Here is an 18394-nt window from a genome sequence, read left to right on the forward strand (position 1 = left end):
ACCGTACGCCCTGACTGGAGTTTTCGTGGCTGTTATTGATCGCATTATCCGCATCGGCGAGGGACGCGAACTGCGTCGTCTTGAAAAGGCCGTGTCGCAGACTAATTCGCTAGAGCACATCTACGAAGAGATGTCGGACGAGGAACTCAAGGACCTCACCGAATCCTTCCGCGAGCGGCTGGCCGAGGGTGAGAAGCTCGATTCGCTCATGCCCGAGGCCTTCGCCGCCGTGCGCGAGGCTTCGCGCAGGACGCTCGGTATGCGGCACTTCGACGTCCAGATTATGGGTGGCGCAGCGCTTCATAACGGCAACATTGCGGAGATGAAGACCGGTGAGGGTAAGACCCTGGTCGCCACCCTCCCCGCCTATCTCAACGCTCTGACCGGCGAGGGCGTCCACGTCGTCACGGTCAACGACTACCTCGCGCAGTACCAGTCGGAGCTGATGGGGCGCGTGTTCCGTTTCCTGGGGCTCGAGACCGGTGTGATCCTCTCGGGCCAGACGCCCGCGGAGCGCAAGGTGCAGTACGCCTGCGACATCACCTACGGCACCAATAACGAGTTCGGCTTCGACCACCTGCGCGACAACATGGTGATGGATCCGTCCCAGCTCGTGCACCGCGGTTACCACTACGCGATCGTCGATGAGGTCGACTCGATCCTGATCGATGAGGCGCGCACGCCGCTCATCATCTCGGGTCCGGCCCAGGGCGACAGCGGCAAGTGGTACGGCGAGTTTGCCCGCCTTGTCTTGAGCATGACGCTCGACGAGGACTACGAGGTGGAAGAGGCCAAGCGGACCGTCGGAATCCTCGAGCCCGGCATCGACAAGATCGAGCAGGCGCTCGGACTCGCGAACCTCTACTCCCCGGAGAACACCCAGCTCATCGGGTACCTCAATAACGCTATTAAGGCCAAGGAACTCTTCAAGCGCGACAAGGACTACGTCGTGCAGGATGGCGAAGTCGACATCGTCGACGAGCACACCGGGCGACTCCTCAAGGGCCGCCGGTACTCCGAGGGGCTGCACCAGGCGATCGAGGCTAAGGAGGGCGTCGAGGTCAAGGCAGAGAACCAGACCTACGCCTCCATCACTCTGCAGAACTACTTCCGTCAGTACAAGAAACTGGCCGGCATGACCGGAACCGCTCAGACCGAGGCGGCCGAGTTGAACTCGACCTACAGCCTGGGCGTCATCCCGATTCCTACCAACAAGCCGATGATCCGCATTGATCAGGCCGATTTGCTCTACAAGAGCGAGTCCGCCAAATTCGATGCGCTGATCGACGACATCGTCGAGCGCAACAAGAACGGTCAGCCGGTGCTCGTGGGTACCGTCTCGGTAGAGAAGTCGGAGACGCTGTCCAAGGTGCTTCGCAAGCGTGGCATTAAGCACAATGTGCTCAACGCCAAGCAGCACGAGCGCGAGGCCTCCGTGGTGGCCGAGGCCGGCCGCAAGGGCGCCGTCACCGTCGCTACCAACATGGCGGGCCGTGGTACCGACATTATGCTCGGAGGCAACCCTGAGTTCCGCGCGGTGGCTGAGATGCACAAGCGTGGGATTGACGCCGTAGAGCACCCCGAGGAGTACGAGCGGGTATGGAATGAGGTGCTCGAGCGCGAACAGTCCGCAGTAGAGACAGAGCACGCCGAAGTGCTCGCCGCGGGTGGACTTTACGTGCTCGGTACCGAGCGCCACGAGTCGCGCCGCATCGACAACCAGTTGCGTGGACGCGCCGGCCGTCAGGGTGACCCCGGCGAGTCGCGGTTCTACCTGTCGCTCGACGACGACCTGATGCGCATGTTCCAGTCGGGACTGGCCGCCCAGGTGATGAACTCGAGCGCGCTTCCGGACGACATGCCGATCGAGTCGAAGGTGCTGACTCGCGGGGTGCGTAGCGCGCAGGCCCAGATCGAGGGCCGCAACCACGAGCAGCGCAAGAACGTGCTCAAGTACGACGACGTCATGAGCGAACAGCGCACCGTGATCTTCGCCGAGCGCCGCCGCGTGCTCGACGGCGAGAACTTCCGCGATCAGATGCTTGAGTTCGTCGACACCGTCACGGGCGAGTATGTGCAGTCCGCCACCAGCGTCGGCAACCCCGACGACTGGGATCTCGAGGCGCTGTGGAAGGAACTACGCACGGTCTACCCGGTTTCCGTTACGGTCGACGAGATCGTCGACGAGGCGGGCGGCCTAGGAGCGCTCAACACCGGCTTCTTGGAGCGCGAGCTCAAGGCTGACGCGAAGGTGCAATACGAGGCTGTCGAGGAGCGACTCGGCGAAAGCCTCATGCGCACCGTCGAGCGTCAGGTCGTGATGCAGGTGTTGGACCTCAAGTGGCGCGAGCACCTCTACGAGATGGACTATCTCAAGGAAGGCATCGGCCTGCGTGCGATGGGTCAGCGCGACCCGCTCATCGAGTACCAGCGCGAGGGCTTCCAGCTGTTCGAGGCGATGACCGACTCGATCAAGGAACACTCGCTGCAGATTCTGTATCGCGTCGAAAAGCGCGAGGGCACGCCCACCGGCCAGGCAAACCAGCCTGGGGCGGGAGTCGGCCCGAGCATGCGCGCGACGTCCCCTACGGGAGCTGTCACCGAGGTGGGCGGCACCACCGGCTCACCGGCCGCTCGTCGAACCGCAAGCGGTGCGTCGACCCGGACCGGAACCAGCGGAATGATGCAGGCCAACATGGGTGCATTGACGTACTCGGCGCCGTCGGAGGATGGCAGCGCGAAGGTCACCAAGCCTAAGTCGCAGCAGACCGCGGAAAAGCCTCAGGCTGACGGCGGCACGTTCCCTGGTACCGCGAAGAATGCGCAGTGCCCCTGTGGATCAGGCAAGAAGTACAAGATGTGCCACGGCAAGAACGAGGCCTAACCCACCTCGAGAACGGTGATAAGCCAGCGTCCGGTGACGTCCTCGAGTCGCATAGCGATTGCGCGGGCGTGGCCGTCGCAGTAGGCGACGATGCTGACTTCCGCGGCACGCGCGCTCACTCGGCATACCCGCGCGCGCTTGATGGATACCGTGGGCGCACTGACGTTACCGGCGCGCCGCGCCAGCGAGTGCTGTTGAGCGAGGCGTTCGCGGACCTCTGGGGCGAGCCACCGCACCAGCGGGTTGATGGTCATAGCGCCAAGGACGGTCTCGAGTGCTGCCTTGGCGACGGTGCAGGCAAGCGGAGCGGGATCGCCCAGCGGCTCGTGGCCGCGCGCGTACAGGCTCTCTCGCGACGGCGCTCTCGTTGGAGTGGCAGTGTCCGACTGCGCGCTGACGAGGAGGGCGGGCGACTGGGAGCCGACCGCGAGCCGGGCTGGCGCGCCGACCGCGCGCATCGCGGTCATGAGGTGAGCTCCGCGGGCACCTCGAGGGTCTGGCCCGCGTAAATCAGGGAGGGGTTGTCCCCGATCACCCCGACGTTCGCCCGGTACAGAAGCGGCCACGCCCTGGCGATGTCGGACTCGGTCGCGGTGGCGGGCAGTAGGCCCGCACAGATCACCCAGAGCGAGTCGCCGCGCCGCACCTTCACCGTATCCGGCTGGGGGAGGGGTGTGCCTTGACTGGGAGCCGTGGCGGTCGGGGTTTCCGGCGGCGGGCCCGGGGCATCGTGGGGAGCAGTTGGTGAGGGGCGCGCCGATGCGGAGGGGTGCGGGGTGGGCTGCGAGGTCGCCGTCGACGGCGTGTCCACCCATCCTGCAGAGGTCACTGCGGCGACAGCAGGAGGCGGCTCGTCCACGCTTGCCGCGAACGAGGCGGTGGCCATCGAGGCCGCGAGTGTGCCTCCCACTGCCGCGCTGACTATCTTGCGCCAAACCGCCGGCGTGATCCGGGTGGCCCACCCCGCCGTGAGGCGCGAGTGGGGCAAGCTCGCTACGAGTAGGGGAATTGAGGTGAGCGCAAGGTAAACGGCCACGGTCGCACCGACCGCTGTCACCGCTAGCGCGATCGCGGTCTCGACCATGAGTGGTGGGGAGGTGACGTCGGCCCACGCAGTTCGCGTCGCCTGTATCAGCGACCACGCGATGGGCCATATCGCGACGACCAGTAGCCGCGCGGGCCAAGCGCCGCGTGAGCGGGCAGATGAATCGGATGAGGGCATCTTGCGTTCCTTTGAGCGAGTTTGATGACGTTTGGTATATCTAGATGTACCTCAACTCGACGTGACTGTCCATCGGAGGTGGTTAGCGGCTGTGGAAACCTCGCAGGGCGTAGCGTGGGCACATGCGCTGGCGTGATCTCTTCTCGGACCTAGAGGGGCAACTAGGTGCGGCCGCGGACGCGCAGTTCGCTGCGGACGTCGCGGAACGAACCCGCGGTGAGCGCGCGAGCATCGCGCTAGGTGCGCGGCTAGCGGCCGCGCTCGGGTCTGCGGTGGTGATCACCCTCGTGGACGGCGAAAGTGTCTCGGGCACCTTGTCCGATTCGGCCGCTACCTGGGTGCTGGTGAACGAGCCGCGGCGACAATGCTGGATCCCGATCGCCGCCGTCGCCACAGTGGGAGGGCTGGCCCAGCGGGCTGTGGTGGTGACGGCCGTCGCGCGGGGCCTTAGCGTGGGCCATGCGATGCGCGCACTTTCCCGTGCGCGAGCCCAGGTGGTGGTCTTCACTCAGGCCGGTCAACACGTCGGCGTGATCGGGCAGGTAGGCGCGGATTACCTCGAGCTTGCCGCGCGGGAGGCGCCGGGCCCGACCGCTATTCCGTTCGCGTCCATCCTGCGGGTCGTCTCCGCTGCGGCAGACGCTTAACGCCTCGCGGAGCCTCCGATGGCGGTGACGCCTACGCGAGTGATGGTGAGCGCCGGATTGCCTACGTGTCGGTGGTGATGCGGGAGCGCGTCGCCTCGTACTGGCGCTGGATGTAACTCTCCAACTCGCTCGTCTCGACGCGCCACTGGCCGCGTCCCCCCACCTGAATGGCGGGTAGGTCACCGGAGCGCACCAGCGCATATGCCTGCGGGGAGGAGATGTTGAGGACCTCCTGGACATCAGTGAGGGTGAGGAAGCGCGGCGTCATGTTCTCATTGTGACACGGAGGGGAGACAGCCCAAGGTTTTCCACAACCGGTTGGCGGTTGCGCACAAACCCGGCAAGATGGAGAAGAGTCGAGACGAGGGAGTCTTCATGATCGGAACGGCCGGCCCTACGGTGGGACGCCTGAAGCGCCCGTCGTGGCGGGATCCGCGGCTGCTCATCGGTTTAGTGCTCATCGCTGTGGCGGTGGTCGCGGTGTCAGCGCTGACGCGAGCATCGGACAGCACAGCACCCTACTTTGCGGCGAAGCAGGTGCTGACGCCGGGCACCGTGCTCACCGAGGCGGACGTCGTCGTGGTGCGGGTGCGCGTTCCGACGGACGTCTACGTGTCCGCGGAGGGCGACGATGCCCCCTGGGGAGAGGTCGTGACGCGGGTGGTGGGCGAGGGAGAGCTGCTTCCGGTCGCGGCTGTGGCGCAAGCCAAGGACGTCGACCTGCGCGCGGTGGCCGTGCGCACCGCGACGCCGCTGGCGAAGGACATCGGCACTGGCAGCGTGGTGGACATCTGGCTGACCCAAGAGGCGGCCGGGGTGCCAGAGTCGTCGCTCATCGCGCAGTCGGTTGTCGTCAGCCAGGTCGAGAGCGACGACGGAGCCTTCGCGGTTGGCTCCGGCGAGACCGTCTACGTCCTGGTGCCGCAGGCGGATATGAGCGACTTCCTGGGGTCGGTGGCTACCGAGGGAGCGATCTCGATTGTGGGGCGCGCGGGCGGAGGCCAGCAGTGACGACGACCGTCGCGGTCGCGATGCTAGGTGACCGCGAGAGCGCCGTGGCGGTCGCGGTCGAGGCTCACCCCGACCTGACTTTGGTGCGCCGGTGCGCCGACCTGGCGGAGGCGCTCGCCCTAGCGCAAGCGGGCATGGCGTCCGTGGTGATCGTGTCCGACCAGCCCCGACTCAACCGGATGGTGGTCGCGGACCTTGCGGCCCTTGGAGCGGTAGTGGTGGCGGTCCCCACCACCGCCTCCGCGGGCGCCGATCTCGCCGCGCTAGGGATCGTCCACGTGACTGACGCCGCAGCGGATCCCGGCATCGTGGCGGACCGCGCGGCATCGGCTGCCGAGACCGTAGTGACCGCTCCTGCCATTCCTGCTGGTATCCCGTCGGCGCCCGAAGAGAATGGAGTGATCATCGCCGTCTGGGGTCCGACGGGAGCGCCCGGCAGGACCACTCTCGCGGTCAACATGGCGGCGGAGTGCGCGGCCGGTCCACAGGCCGAGGCGCTGGTGGTCGACGTCGACACCTATGGCGGCGCGGTCGCGCAGGCGCTTGGGCTGCTAGACGAGGCTCCCGGAATCGCGGCACTCGCGCGCGCCTCGCTGCACGGCAACCTTACGGACGACGTCGCCTGGCGCCACCTGCTCACGGTCGACGACGGGCTCAAGGTGCTTTCCGGGATCTCACGCGCTGATCGCTGGCCGGAGTTGTCGCGCAGCGCGCTCGACGCGGTGTGGCCGCTCCTGCGCCGGCATAGCGCGGTCACTGTGGTGGACTGCGGATTCTCGATTGCGCAGGACGAGGAGGCGCTGTACGACACTCGCGCGCCGGAGCGCAACGGGGCGACCCTGAGTGCGCTGGCCGCGGCGGACGCGGTGGTGGTAGTGGGAACCGCCGAACCCCTGGGCATCCAACGGTTAGTGCAGGCGCTGGCCGAGCTAGGTGAGCACCCCGAGGTGTCGTGCCCTCGCCTCGTAGTCGCGAACCGCGTGCGCGGATCCGTCGCGGGGCGTCACCCGGAGGAGGCAATCGCCGACGCCCTGGCGCGCTACAGCGGGGTTGACAGGGTGTGGATGGTTCCTGCCGACGGCAAGTCTTGTGACGCCGCCACTCTCGCGGGCCAGACCCTGCGCGAGCGCGTTCCCCGCTCACCCGCGCGCCGAGCGATAGCCGAGGTCGCTCTCGCCGCGCTGGCGGCAGCGCAGGAGCGGCGCGTTGGATCGGTAGTTCAGAGTGAGTCCGCGCGCGCCGGAGCCCCCGCCCTGACAGACTGAGGCCATGCGCGTCTACATCCCAGCGACAATCGATGACCTCGACTCCTGCGGCTCCGGAAAATGGGAGCCAACCATGGGCTTCGCCGTCACCGAACGGCTGATGGAGATTTCCTCGTTCGACGACGCCGATGAGATGGCTGAGCAGGCGCGCGACGCTGCCGCCCTGGAGTCGGTGGTCGAATTCGGTGCAACGTTGCGCGTGGTCATCGTCGCCGACTACACGCGCTCGGACGTGACCCCGGTCCCGGACGCGCATCCCGCGGCGGTAGTGCTCACCGGTCGCGTGCCGGCCGACGCAATCGCCTGCGCCTTTGTCGACGAGCCTTCAGCCGCGGACGCCGCCAGTCAGGCGAGGGCGGGCCTCGAGGGATCGCTTGAGCGGCTAGAGGATCACGACTTGCTCTGGTACGACTTCACCGAGTTCGCGGCGGTGCCGCGGCACTAGCGGCAGTTAACTACGCGCGGCGAGCGCCGCGACCGCGGCATCGTGCAGAGCGCCGTTGCTGGCGATCGCGTTTCCTCCAAAAGGTCCCTCGATGCCGTCGAGAGAGGTAAACCGGCCTCCGGCCTCCAGGACGATGGGCACGAGAGCGGCCATGTCGTAGACCTCGAGCTCCGGTTCGGCGGCGATGTCCACCGCACCCTCCGCAACGAGCATGTAGCTCCAAAAGTCCCCGTAGGCCCTGGTCCGCCAGACCTCGCGGGAAAGGTCCAGGAGGGAGTCGAGGCGGCCGATGGGCTCCCAACCCGTGAGCGACGAATACGACATGCTCGCCTCCGGTAGCGAAGCCACCTGAGAGACGGCCAACCGCCGCGCGGTCGCGGCATCCTGCCCCTCCCACGCGCCGTCGCCAGCCGCGGCGAACCAGCGCCGGCCGAGCGCAGGCGCGCTCACCACGCCCACTGCAGGCTTGTCGCCATCGAACAACGCGATGAGCGTCGCCCACACGGGTACGCCGCGAATGAAATTCTTGGTGCCGTCAATGGGGTCGACAATCCACCGGCGCGCCGAATCTCCGGAGGACCCGTACTCCTCGCCCAGGAGCGAGTCTGCGGGGCGCTGCTGCTGGAGCGCGGACCGGATGAGCTGCTCGGCGGCGCGGTCGACCGCGGTGACGGGGGTGTCGTCGGGCTTGAGCTCCACGGTCAGGTCCGCGGGATCGGAGTTGCGCATGGTCAACGCGTCAACCTCGTCGGCCATCGCGAGCGCGAGGTTGAGGTCAGCTGCGTATTCGCCGGTCGGAATCATGCGCCCAGCCTACTGGCGCTAGGGGAGAGGCCCATCGCTGGCCGCCCGTCTCACTACTGCCAGGCACTACTGCCAGGATTCGGTCTCCGCGCGGGAGGCCAGGAGCCGGCGAATCGAATTGACCCGCGACTGCTGGTCCGGCGTGGTGGCCCACTTGTCGAGCGCGCACCCATCCTCAGCCGAGGCATGAGCGCAACCGCGCGGGCAGAACTCGGCCGCGGCATCGGCAATGTCCGGGAACACGGCAATGAAATTCTCGACGTCTACATGCGCCAGCCCAAAGCTACGGATGCCAGGCGTGTCGATGATCCAGCCGCCGTCGGGGAGCTCAAGAGCCACCGCGGACGTGGAGGTGTGTCGACCGCGACCGGTCACGTCGTTGACGATTCCGGTCACGCGGCCCGCGTTGGGAACGAGCACGTTGACGAGGGTGGACTTGCCGACGCCGGAGTAGCCCACGAAGACCGTCGAGACGCCGTCGACGTAGTCGCGCAGCCCCTCGACTCCCGCGAGTTCGTCGGGGGCGCCATCGTGCGACTTGAGGACGTCGGCATCGTGGCGCACTGTGGTCTCGAGGACGGTGACGCCCAGCGGCTCGTAGGTGGCGCGCAGCTCGTCTCCGGACCCCAAGTCTGCTTTGGTCAGGACCAGCAGGGCGTCCATGCCGGCGGCGAAAGCGGCCACCAGGCACCGGTCGATCATGCGGGGGTTCGGCTCGGGGTCGGCGAGGGCGGTCACAATGGCGAGTTGGCTGGCGTTGGCGACGATCACCCGCTCGGTGGGGTCCGTGTCGTCGGCGGTGCGCCGCAGCTCGGTCGCGCGCGGCTCGCGGCGCACAATTCGGGCCAGTGTTCCCTTGTCGCCGGTGGAGTCGCCGACCATCCCCACGATGTCGCCGATGACCAGGCCGCGTCGGCCGAGCTCGCGTGCCTTGACGGCGATCACCTTGGTGTCGGTGTCGGACATCCACACGGTGAACCGGCCGCGGTCTACCCCGACGACAGTGCCGGGCACGGCGTCCGCGTGGGCGGGTCGCAGCTTCGAGCGCGGTCGGGAGCCGCGCTTTTGCGGCCTTACCTTGGCGTCGGACTCGTCGTATTCGCGCACGCGGTGTGCCTAGTCCGACAGTCCGAGCATGGACTGCCACATGTGCGGGAAGTCGGGCATGGTCTTGGAGGTGGTGCCGACGTTGAGTACCTGTATGCCAGGCACGGTGAGTCCCAGGATGGCCGCGAAGGTGGCCATGCGGTGGTCGTGGTAGCTCGCCATCACGGCACCGGACAGGCCCTGGGGCGAAGGAGAAATATCGAGCGCATCGGCGCTCGCCACGCAATGGCCGCCAAGTCGGGTAATCTCCGTGGCGATTGCCGCAAGTCGGTCCGTCTCGTGACCGCGCAGGTGGCCGATGCCGGTGAGCCGCGAGGGCGTGACTGCCAGCGCGCAGATCGCCGCGATGGTCGGCGTGATCTCACCCGCGGGCCCGAGGTCGGCCTCGATGCCGTACAGGTTTCCGGTGGGGCCGACGACGGTCATGACGCCGTCGTCGAGACTGCAGGTGGCGCCCATCTGCTCGAGGATGTGCGGGTAGTAGGCACCCGGTTGGGTGGTGTGCGACGGCCAGCCGGGGATGCGCACGGTGCCGCCGGCGACCACGGCGGCGGCCATGAAGGGGCCCGCGTTCGAGAGGTCCGGCTCGACCCGAATGTCTCCCAGCGAGATGGGCCCGGGGTGGACCACCCAGGTGCGCTCGTCGGGCTGGTCGATCTGGATTCCGGCGTCTCGCAGAGTCTCGCAGGTCATGTCGATGTGCGGCAGGCTGGGCAGGGAGTCGCCGACGTGGCGCACGGTCAGTCCCCGAGCAAGGCGTGGCGCAGTCAGTAGCAGCGCGGTGACGAACTGAGACGATGCGCTCGCGTCGACGACCACCTCGGTGGGAACGGTCGCGGGCGGGGTCACAGTGAAAGGGAAGGTCTCGTCGGATGAGCTGGACACGCTGGCGCCGAGCGCGCGCAGCGCGTCGAGGAGCGGTGCCATGGGGCGACCCTTCGCGCTGGGGGCGGCGTCGAAGGTGACGGGGCCGTCGGCCGGGTCCGCGAGCAGCACAAGAGGGGGGACAAAGCGCATGACGGTACCGGCCAGCCCGCACTCAACGTGCACGCCGCCACGGACCTTGGCGGGCGTCACGGTCCACACCGCGCCCGAGTCGTCAATCCCCACGCCCATCGCACGTAGCGCGCCGATCATGTGATCCGAGTCGGAGGACCTGAGTCCGCCCGAGATGCGCACCGGAGCATCGGCCAGAGCGGCCAACACTAGGAAGCGGTTGGTGAGGGATTTGGAGCCGGGGACGTCGACAGTGGCGTCGAGCGGGGCGTCAGCGGTGGGAGCGTCCCATACCTCGCCTACTCCGACTCCGGCGGGAAACGACTGGCTCACTTGCCCCGCTTTGAACTCTTGCTCGAGCTGTTCTTGGCGATGGACTTCTTGTTGCGCAGCGTCTTCTGCTCGTTGCGGGAGACCTTGGCGGCGAGTTCCTTGTCGCGAGACTTCGCCTTCTTTGCCTTGACCCGGGCGCGGTGGTTCGCACCGTGGCCTGAGGTGGCCGCGAGAACCGTCGCGCCGAACAGCGAGAGGTTCATCATGAAACGCTCTCGTTCGCGCAGGCGCGTCTCCTCATCCTCCTCGCGCCAGAACGGGCGCCCGGCAGCCACCGTCACAGCGGCCAGGCCGGCGAGCGCGAAACCTGCGGTCTTGGGCGTGCGCGAGAGGGCGAGGATTGAGGCGGCGACGATAGTCGCGGCGCCGTGCACCTTCACCATGTCGGTGACCTTGACGTCCTCGAGTCCCGCCTCGACGAGCAGGGGGGAGACCACGGGGGCGGCGCGTTCCGCGCGTCGTTCCGGGGTGAGCACGGATTCGATGCCTCCGTAGATGAACCAGGAGGCAAGGAGTGGGCGGGCTATTGCGCGAAAGAACATGTACCTACGCTACCAATAGTGGGCGGCGGCTGTGTAGCGCGAGCCGTGAATGCGGCATCGAAGGCGTGGGAATTATCCGAGGGCCGGCATGGTTCCCCTATACATGACAATCACCTTGGACAGGCAGTCGGCCCGCACACGCCGACCGCTACCCCGTGCGGCCCGCGGCAGAGTAGGCTCGGTGGTGATGAATGACACAACGATTGACGAGACCCCGGCCCTTACCTTTGAGGCGGAGGCGCTGTCCTACATGGACCAGCTCTACGCCGCCGCCCTGCGGATGACCCGTAACGGCGCCGATGCGGAGGACCTTGTCCAGGAGACGTTCGCCAAGGCGTTCGCGGCTCAGGACAAGTACACCCCTGGCACCAACCTCAAGGCGTGGCTGTACCGGATCCAGACCAACGCGTTTATCAACACGTACCGCAAGAAGCAGCGCCAGCCCAAGCGCTCGGACGCGGACACGATCGAGGACTGGCAGCTGTCTGCCGCGGCGGAGCACACCTCCACCGGCTTGGCCTCCGCAGAGGACAACGCGCTGGACCAGATGGGCGACGGCGACATCAAGCAAGCCCTTGCCGACCTACCGGACGACTTCCGGATGGCTGTATACCTGAGCGACGTTGAGGGATTTGCGTACAAGGAGATCGCCGAGATCATGGACACGCCAGTTGGCACCGTGATGTCGCGCCTTCACCGCGGGCGAAAGCTGCTTCGCGAGAACCTGCGCGATTACGGAGCGGAGCGCGGTTTCTACGACAAGCGCCCCGCCGCTAATAAAGCACCAAAGAATTCAGGAGAGTCCCCCGATGCCTAATACCAAATGTGAACAGGCACTCGACCAAATTTTCGAGTACATCGATCACGAGTTGCCCGATGAGGAGCTTCGCCACATAGGCGACCACCTCAAGGAATGCCCGCCATGTGAGGCTGAGCACCGCATCAACGAGAAGATTAAGAACCTCGTGGGCAACTGTGGCGACGAGGTCGCTCCGGACGTCCTGCGGGCTCGCGTGCTCGCCACCATCAAGTCGGCGCGCGGGGACTCTTAGTCCCTGCCGTGCGCGCCGCCCCGTACCGCCCTACGCACTAATGCGAGCGGCGCTGCGGCTTCGGAGCAAGCAAAAGGCCGCATCGGTCATTGCCCGATGCGGCCTTGCTGTACCCGGATAGATCCGGAACTAACTATGCGTTGGGGCGCTTGCCATGGTTGGCTCCGCCCTTGGCACGCGCCTTGCGCTTGCGGCCTCGCTTGCTCATGGGTCCCCCTTTCTTAACGCAGATCGTACAAAACTCGACTACCTATCTTCCCACAGAAGTTAATGCATAGAGCGCCGCACCCGGTAGCCTCTCAAGGCAAGCACTTTTACTGCCGATGGAGAGTCCGTGAGCGAACAGCCAGTTTCCGTCATCCCGTTCCTGCACGCACTAGCGAGCACGGGGGGTTCTGACCTGCATTGCAAGGTGGGTTCCGCTCCGCGTATTCGCGTGGACGGCCGCCTGCGCAAGCTGCAGGTGCCGTTGCTGCGCCCGGAAGACACCCGCAACATGGTCGCCCAGGTTCTGCCTGAGGACCTGGTCGCGCAGTTCCGAGACACCCACGAGGCCGACTTCGCGTTCTCGCTGTCAGGGGTGGGGCGCTTCCGCGTCAACACGTACGTGGCGCGCGGCACCGACTCCCTGGTGTTCCGCCGCGTCGCTGTAGGAGCGCAGAGCTTCGACGAGCTGGGTCTGCCTCCGGTCGTCGGCGATTTGGCGCTCGAGCCTCGCGGGCTGGTGCTCGTCACCGGACCCACCGGGTCGGGAAAGACCACCACGCTAGCGTCGATGATCGACCTGATCAACACGTACCGCGAGGTCAACATCATCACGATCGAGGACCCGATCGAGGTTCTGCACCACGACAAGAAGGCGATCATCTCGCAGCGCGAGGTCCGCTCGGACACGCTCGACTTCACCAATGCGCTGCGCGGGGCGATGCGTCAGGACCCCGACGTCATCATGGTCGGCGAGATGCGAGACATCGAAACCGTGCGTGCCGCACTGTCAGCGGCGGAGACCGGGCACCTCGTGATGGCGACGCTGCACACCGTCGACGCGCAGGACACTATTAACCGCATCGTCGACTTCTTCACCCCGCACGAGCAGGGTCAGGTCCGCGCAACGCTGGCGCAGACCCTCAAGGGCATCGTGTCGCAGCGGCTGGTGCGCAAGGGCGACGGCAAGGGCCGCACGCTCGTGGCGGAGGTCATGGTCAACACCGGGCGTACCGCGGAGGCCATCGTCGATCCTCCCAGCCAGCCACCGCTGATCGACCTGATCTCGGAGGGTGAGTACTACAAGATGCAGACGTTCGACCAGCACCTGTTCCAGTTGGTCAGGGACGGTGAGGTCGGCTTCGAGGATGCTGTCGCGATCGCGTCGCGTCCGCACGACCTGACGGTCACGCTGCGCAATGCAGGAGTCATCGTCTAGATACCGCTGTGAATGGGGCCTGAGGGCCCCGACGCTCGAGGTTGGTGATGCTGAAATTCACCAACCACGAGCGGCAGGTAATCAGGAGTTGTTGAGAGCCTCGGCGTCGTCGATGCCGAGCCACGCGTGCCAACGCGAGTGCAGCACGAGCCACGCCATCAGGCCGTAGCCGGCCTGTAGCGGCAGCGACTCGTGGCCGGTGTCCATGTCCGCGGCCCACTGGTCGTGGCGCGCGAGCGGGCCGTACATGTCGACGTACGGAACTCCGCGGCGCGCGGCAGACTCCTCGCACACGGCCGCCAGCTCTGAAATCTTCTGGTTGTCCTCTTTGCGTCCCGGGGGCGGGCCCACGAGCAGAGTGGCGAACCCGAGGCCCGCCGCGCGATCGAGCGCGTTCGCGAGGTTGAGACGGGTCATGGTGGTGGACACCGAGCGCGTGACGTCGCCGCGGCCAACGGCGAATAGCGCGTAACGCGGCTGGTCGGCAGCCTCTGGGCGCGCGATGCGGCGCAGCGCCTCGTCGTCCCACCTGCTGGTCATCTCTCCGGTCGTTTCGCCCGGGACGGCCAGCGTGTGGAACGCCAGGTCAGTCGCGTGCGGCAACGTACGGGCAGCTACGCGACCTGTCCAGCCCAGGGCCTTAGGGTCGCCGTGACCCGCGACCAGCTCGTCGCCCACGAAGAACACGTTTCTCATTGACGGAACGCCTTCTCGACCAATTCGGCCTGCTCGGTCGCGTGACGCGAGCTCATTCCCGATGCGGGGGAGGCCGATGCGGTGCGCGAGGTGACGGACACCGTCCGGTTAACGATCTGCGGCAGCGACATCGAGATGTGACCCCAGGCGCCCTGGTTACGCGGCTCCTCTTGAACCCACATGAGTTCGGCGTCCCCGAACGGCGCGAGTGCCTCGTTGATTGCGTCAGGGGCGAACGGGTACAGCTGCTCGAACCGCACGATAGCGACGGACGTGTCGCCCGCCTTCTCTCGCGCCGCCAGCAGGTCGTAGTACACCTTGCCGCTGCACATGAGTACGCGAGTCACCCCGGCGGGATCGATCGGGTCGGTGATGACCTCGCGGAAGGTGCCCTCGGTGAAGTCCGCGACAGCCGACTGCGCCGCCTTGAGCCGCAGCATCGACTTGGGAGTGAAGACGATCATCGGCTTGCGCGGGTGCGCGTACGCCTGGCGGCGCAGCAGGTGGAAGTAGCTCGCGGGGGTGGACGGCGTCGCGACCACCATGTTGTCCTCGGCGCACATTTGCAGGAAACGCTCGGGGCGGGCCGACGAGTGGTCGGGACCCTGGCCTTCGTACCCGTGCGGCAACAGCAACACGACTGAGGAGGACTGGCCCCACTTCTGCTCGGCCGACGTGATGAACTCGTCGATGATGGTCTGCGCGCCGTTGACGAAGTCGCCGAACTGCGCCTCCCACAGCACCAGTGAGTCCGGGCGCTCGACCGAGTACCCGTACTCGAAGCCCAAGCAGGCATACTCGCTCAGCGAAGAATCGTAGATGTGCAGGCGTGCCTGATCCGCGCTCAGGTAGAGCAGGGGAGTCCACTCGGAGCCGTTCTTGCGATCGTGGTAGACGGCGTGGCGCTGGACGAACGTCCCGCGCCGGCTGTCCTGGCCCGCCATGCGGATCGGCACGCCCTCCTGCAACAGGGTGCCAAAAGCCAGAATCTCGCCGTAGCCCCAGTCGATGCCGCCCTCGCGGCTCATGACCTCGCGCCGCTCCAGCAACTTCTGCAGCTTGGAGTGAACGGTGAAACCTGCGGGCGGGCGCACGTGTGCGCGCCCGATGCGCTCGATCTGGCCCGCGGTGACGGCCGTCTTCCAGCCCACCATCATGCCGGCGTCAGACGACTGCGACGAGGGGACTTCCAGCCCGGAGATCGACTCGGTGTCGGGGCCGGACTTGAAGCCTTCGCGTGTTTCGAGGAAGACGCGCTCGAGTTGCGAGAGGTAATCCTTGGAGACGGACTCCGCCTCCTCAAGGGTGATGTCGCCGCGGCGGATCAGGGACTCGGTGTAGAGGTGGCGCACCGAGCGCTTGGCCTCGATCAGGTCGTACATGCGCGGCTGCGTCATCGAGGGGTCGTCGCCCTCGTTGTGCCCGCGACGGCGGTAGCAGACCATGTCGACGATGACGTCGCGGCCGAACTCTTCGCGGTACTCGAACGCGAGCCGGGCGGCGCGCACGCAGGCCTCTGGATCGTCGCCGTTGACGTGGAAGATCGGGATCTGGAATCCCTTGGCGATGTCCGTGGCGTAGCGCGTTGAGCGCGAGTTCTCCGGGCCGGTGGTGAAACCTACCTGGTTGTTGATGATGACGTGGACCGTGCCGCCGGTCTTGTAACCCTTCAGGGCGGCCAGGTTGAGAGTCTCCATCACGACACCCTGTCCGGCGAAGGCCGCGTCGCCGTGCACGAGCACGGGCAGCACGGGGTAGCCGTCGGTGGCGGGGTCGGCCCCGAGCGCGTCGAGCTTCGCGCGCACTATCCCCTCGAGCACGGGGTCGGAGGCCTCGAGGTGCGACGGGTTCGCGGCGAGGTAGACCTTGGTGGTGGCGCCGGACTCGGCGGTGAAGGTGCCCTCGGTTCCGAGGTGATACTTCACGTCGCCGGAGCCCTGGACGGAGCCGGGTGCTGCGGTGCCGTCGAACTCGGAGAAGATCTGTCCGTACTTCTTGCCGGCGACGTTCGCGAGAACGTTGAGGCGTCCGCGGTGGGCCATGCCGATGCAGACTTCCTGAATGCCCGCCGTCGCCGCCGAGGACATGATCGCGTCGAGCAGCGGGATGAGCGACTCGCCGCCCTCGAGCGAGAAGCGCTTCTGGCCAACGTACTTGGTCTGCAGGAAGGCCTCGAAGGCCTCCGCGGCGTTGAGCCGGTTCAGCACGTGCAGGTGTTCCTCGCGGGCGGGCTTGGTGTAGCCCTGCTCGAGCCGGGCCTGGAACCACGTGCGCTGCTTGCGATCCGAGATGTGCATGTACTCGAGCCCGATGGTGCGGCAATACGCGTCGCGTAGGCGTCCCAGGACTTCGCGCATTTTCCAGCGCTCGCGGCCGCCAAAGCCGCCCGTGGAGTACACGCGGTCCAGGTCCCACAGCGTGAGGCCGTGCGTCTGAACGTCGAGGTCGGAGTGCTTGCGCGGCCGCGAGCTCAGCGGGTCCACGTCGGCCATCAGGTGCCCGCGTGAGCGGTAGGAGTGGATGAGTTCGGCGATTGAAGCGGGCTTGGCGGCTTCCGCCTCCGGGGTCGTCACGGAGTCCTGGACCCAACGAACGGGCTCGTAGGGGATGCGCAGCGCGACGAACACGCGGTCGTAGAACCCGTCGAGGCCCAGCAGCTTCTTGTGAACGAGGGCCAGGAACTCGCCGGACTGCGCGCCCTGAATGACGCGGTGGTCGTACGTCGAGGTCAGCGTCATCACCTTGGAGATGCTGAGTCGCGAGATGACTTCCTCGGATGCACCCTGATACTCCGCGGGGTAGTCCATGGCGCCGACGCCGATGATGGCGCCCTGCCCAGTCATGAGGCGCGGCACGGAGTGCACGGTGCCCAACGTCCCCGGGTTCGTGAGCGTGATGGTGGTGCCCTGGAAGTCCGACGCCTGTAGCGTGCCGGTCCGGGCCTTGCGCACCACGTCGTCGTACGCCGTCCAGAACTGGGCGAAGTCCATGTCGTCCGCGGACTTGATGCTCGGCACGAGGAGCTGGCGGGTGCCGTCCTCCTTGGCGAGGTCAATCGCGAGGCCAAAGTTGACGTGAGCGGGCGTGATCATCGAGGGCTTGCCGTCCTCGAGTCCGTACGCCACGTTCATCGACGGGAACTCGGCGAGCGCCTCGACGAGCGCGTAGCCGATGAGGTGGGTGAAGCTGACCTTGCCGCCGCGCGTACGCGCCAGGTGGTTGTTGAGCACCACGCGGTTGTCCATCAGCAACTTCGCGGGGATGGTCCTCACCGAGGTGGCGGTGGGGACCTCGAGGCTGGCCTCCATGTTGCTCACGACGCGGGCGGCGGGGCCGCGCAGGCGAGTGACGCCCTGGTGCACGTCGGTGGTGGAGCGTTCGGCGTGGTCGGGCCGCTGGAGGTAGGCGGCGGTCGGTGCCTGGGCGGTCGCTATTGGCTGCGTCACCGCCTGCTCCGTACGGGCCTCTTCCAGGGTGTGCGGAGTGACTACGGGGGTGGCCACGGTCGCGGGCTGCGTGATGTTGGGGCGCTTTCCCTTGGCCACTTCGGACGCGCTCGCGGACCGAATCTCGGGCGCGCTTGAGGGCGACTCGATCTCCGCCTCGTTATGCGGAGCAGCATCATCCGTGTCGACTCCGGCATCGGCCTTGCCTGCGTCGCTAGCGGCGTCGTTAGCCGTGTCACTTGCCGTGTGGTCGCCGCGTGGGGTCGGTGAAGCCGCCTTAGTGCCGGGGGCTGGCTTGATGACGAATGTCGGGGCGGACTGTTTTTCCGGCCCGCGAGGTGGCTGACCCCCAGCCGAACCCACGATTAGGGAAGCGACCGAAGGGGCGCTCGCGGCGCGCGTCACGGTCGTTCGGTCGGTGTCTGGCGCGCTGGTGTCGTTGGACACTTGAGGCCGCTCACTTTCTTGGCGCTGATGCGTCTACATTGCGTTGATTTGTCTATTCTCCAGCCTAAACGGTT

At 66.7% G+C, this 18394-nt stretch carries 18 protein-coding genes; 8 read left to right on the plus strand and 10 right to left on the minus strand.

Going from position 1 to position 18394, the window contains the following annotated elements:
• The first annotated feature begins 25 nt into the window (after positions 1 to 25).
• The gene (gene secA, locus ACQU6B_RS02895) at positions 26 to 2884 is read left to right on the plus strand and encodes a preprotein translocase subunit SecA (protein WP_430868545.1); all 2859 of its coding nucleotides are present in this window, start codon (positions 26 to 28) and stop codon (positions 2882 to 2884) included.
• On the opposite strand, the gene ACQU6B_RS02900 is transcribed toward secA, so the two are convergent.
• Together ACQU6B_RS02900 and ACQU6B_RS02905 are read right to left on the minus strand one after the other, a co-directional pair.
• Positions 2881 to 3351 carry an Rv3235 family protein gene (locus ACQU6B_RS02900; RefSeq protein ID WP_430868546.1) on the minus strand — a complete coding sequence of 157 codons (471 nt, stop codon included), beginning with the start codon at positions 3349 to 3351 and terminating at the stop codon, positions 2881 to 2883. The two genes, secA and ACQU6B_RS02900, sit on opposite strands and share 4 nt — an antisense overlap.
• Positions 3348 to 4106 carry a LysM peptidoglycan-binding domain-containing protein gene (locus ACQU6B_RS02905; RefSeq protein ID WP_430868547.1) on the minus strand — a complete coding sequence of 253 codons (759 nt, stop codon included), beginning with the start codon at positions 4104 to 4106 and terminating at the stop codon, positions 3348 to 3350. Before ACQU6B_RS02905 ends, ACQU6B_RS02900 begins: the two co-directional genes overlap by 4 nt.
• A 122-nt stretch (positions 4107 to 4228) precedes the next feature.
• Here ACQU6B_RS02905 and ACQU6B_RS02910 point away from each other — a divergent pair, with 122 nt between their 5' ends.
• Entirely contained in the window at positions 4229 to 4753 is a 525-nt protein-coding gene (locus ACQU6B_RS02910; RefSeq protein WP_430868548.1) for a hypothetical protein, read from the plus strand.
• Between the two features lie 61 nt (positions 4754 to 4814).
• Here ACQU6B_RS02910 and ACQU6B_RS02915 read toward each other — a convergent pair whose 3' ends face one another.
• Entirely contained in the window at positions 4815 to 5021 is a 207-nt protein-coding gene (locus ACQU6B_RS02915) for a helix-turn-helix domain-containing protein (protein WP_430868549.1), read from the minus strand.
• A gap of 77 nt (positions 5022 to 5098) precedes the next feature.
• Here ACQU6B_RS02915 and ACQU6B_RS02920 point away from each other — a divergent pair, with 77 nt between their 5' ends.
• From ACQU6B_RS02920 to ACQU6B_RS02930, 3 genes are read left to right on the plus strand one after another with little or no spacing between them, the layout of a single operon-like run.
• Positions 5099 to 5764, plus strand: a complete 666-nt coding sequence (locus ACQU6B_RS02920; protein ID WP_430868550.1) for a hypothetical protein — start codon at positions 5099 to 5101, stop codon at positions 5762 to 5764.
• Positions 5761 to 7029, plus strand: coding sequence for an AAA family ATPase (locus ACQU6B_RS02925; RefSeq protein ID WP_430868551.1), 1269 nt, complete (start codon positions 5761 to 5763; stop codon positions 7027 to 7029). The genes ACQU6B_RS02920 and ACQU6B_RS02925 overlap by 4 nt, the downstream gene beginning before the upstream one ends.
• Positions 7030 to 7033: 4 nt before the next feature.
• Positions 7034 to 7474, plus strand: a complete 441-nt coding sequence (locus ACQU6B_RS02930) for a DUF6912 family protein (RefSeq protein ID WP_430868552.1) — start codon at positions 7034 to 7036, stop codon at positions 7472 to 7474.
• A gap of 6 nt (positions 7475 to 7480) precedes the next feature.
• On the opposite strand, the gene ACQU6B_RS02935 is transcribed toward ACQU6B_RS02930, so the two are convergent.
• The 4 genes from ACQU6B_RS02935 to ACQU6B_RS02950 all read right to left on the minus strand — a co-directional run bounded on the left by ACQU6B_RS02935 (position 7481) and on the right by ACQU6B_RS02950 (position 11256).
• Positions 7481 to 8278, minus strand: a complete 798-nt coding sequence (locus tag ACQU6B_RS02935) for an inositol monophosphatase family protein (protein ID WP_430868553.1) — start codon at positions 8276 to 8278, stop codon at positions 7481 to 7483.
• Between the two features lie 66 nt (positions 8279 to 8344).
• Positions 8345 to 9385, minus strand: a complete 1041-nt coding sequence (rsgA, locus tag ACQU6B_RS02940) for a ribosome small subunit-dependent GTPase A (RefSeq protein WP_430868554.1) — start codon at positions 9383 to 9385, stop codon at positions 8345 to 8347.
• A gap of 9 nt (positions 9386 to 9394) precedes the next feature.
• Entirely contained in the window at positions 9395 to 10714 is a 1320-nt protein-coding gene (aroA, locus tag ACQU6B_RS02945; protein ID WP_430868555.1) for a 3-phosphoshikimate 1-carboxyvinyltransferase, read from the minus strand.
• Complete coding sequence (locus tag ACQU6B_RS02950; RefSeq protein WP_430868556.1) at positions 10711 to 11256, minus strand: hypothetical protein; 546 nt, start codon at positions 11254 to 11256, stop codon at positions 10711 to 10713. The genes aroA and ACQU6B_RS02950 overlap by 4 nt, the downstream gene beginning before the upstream one ends.
• 187 nt (positions 11257 to 11443) lie before the next feature.
• Between ACQU6B_RS02950 and ACQU6B_RS02955 the strand changes: the two genes are divergently transcribed.
• Positions 11444 to 12073 carry a sigma-70 family RNA polymerase sigma factor gene (locus ACQU6B_RS02955; protein WP_430868557.1) on the plus strand — a complete coding sequence of 210 codons (630 nt, stop codon included), beginning with the start codon at positions 11444 to 11446 and terminating at the stop codon, positions 12071 to 12073.
• Entirely contained in the window at positions 12066 to 12308 is a 243-nt protein-coding gene (rsrA, locus tag ACQU6B_RS02960; protein WP_430868558.1) for a mycothiol system anti-sigma-R factor, read from the plus strand. Before ACQU6B_RS02955 ends, rsrA begins: the two co-directional genes overlap by 8 nt.
• A 133-nt stretch (positions 12309 to 12441) precedes the next feature.
• Here rsrA and ACQU6B_RS02965 read toward each other — a convergent pair whose 3' ends face one another.
• Positions 12442 to 12516 (minus strand): 50S ribosomal protein bL37, encoded by a 75-nt coding sequence (locus tag ACQU6B_RS02965; protein WP_371327667.1) that lies wholly within the window; start codon positions 12514 to 12516, stop codon positions 12442 to 12444.
• A 126-nt stretch (positions 12517 to 12642) separates the two neighbouring features.
• Here ACQU6B_RS02965 and ACQU6B_RS02970 point away from each other — a divergent pair, with 126 nt between their 5' ends.
• Positions 12643 to 13731: a type IV pilus twitching motility protein PilT gene (locus ACQU6B_RS02970; RefSeq protein WP_430868559.1), complete on the plus strand. Its 1089-nt coding sequence runs from the start codon at positions 12643 to 12645 to the stop codon at positions 13729 to 13731.
• Positions 13732 to 13812: 81 nt separating this feature from the next.
• Here the strand turns inward: ACQU6B_RS02970 and ACQU6B_RS02975 are convergent, their stop codons facing one another.
• Together ACQU6B_RS02975 and ACQU6B_RS02980 are read right to left on the minus strand one after the other, a co-directional pair.
• Complete coding sequence (locus tag ACQU6B_RS02975) at positions 13813 to 14427, minus strand: GDSL-type esterase/lipase family protein (RefSeq protein ID WP_430868560.1); 615 nt, start codon at positions 14425 to 14427, stop codon at positions 13813 to 13815.
• Positions 14424 to 18320, minus strand: coding sequence for a multifunctional oxoglutarate decarboxylase/oxoglutarate dehydrogenase thiamine pyrophosphate-binding subunit/dihydrolipoyllysine-residue succinyltransferase subunit (locus ACQU6B_RS02980; RefSeq protein ID WP_430868561.1), 3897 nt, complete (start codon positions 18318 to 18320; stop codon positions 14424 to 14426). The genes ACQU6B_RS02975 and ACQU6B_RS02980 overlap by 4 nt, the downstream gene beginning before the upstream one ends.
• Positions 18321 to 18394 lie beyond the last annotated feature (74 nt).

This window comes from Demequina aurantiaca (genome assembly GCF_050598105.1).
GTDB lineage: Bacteria > Actinomycetota > Actinomycetes > Actinomycetales > Demequinaceae > Demequina > Demequina aurantiaca_A.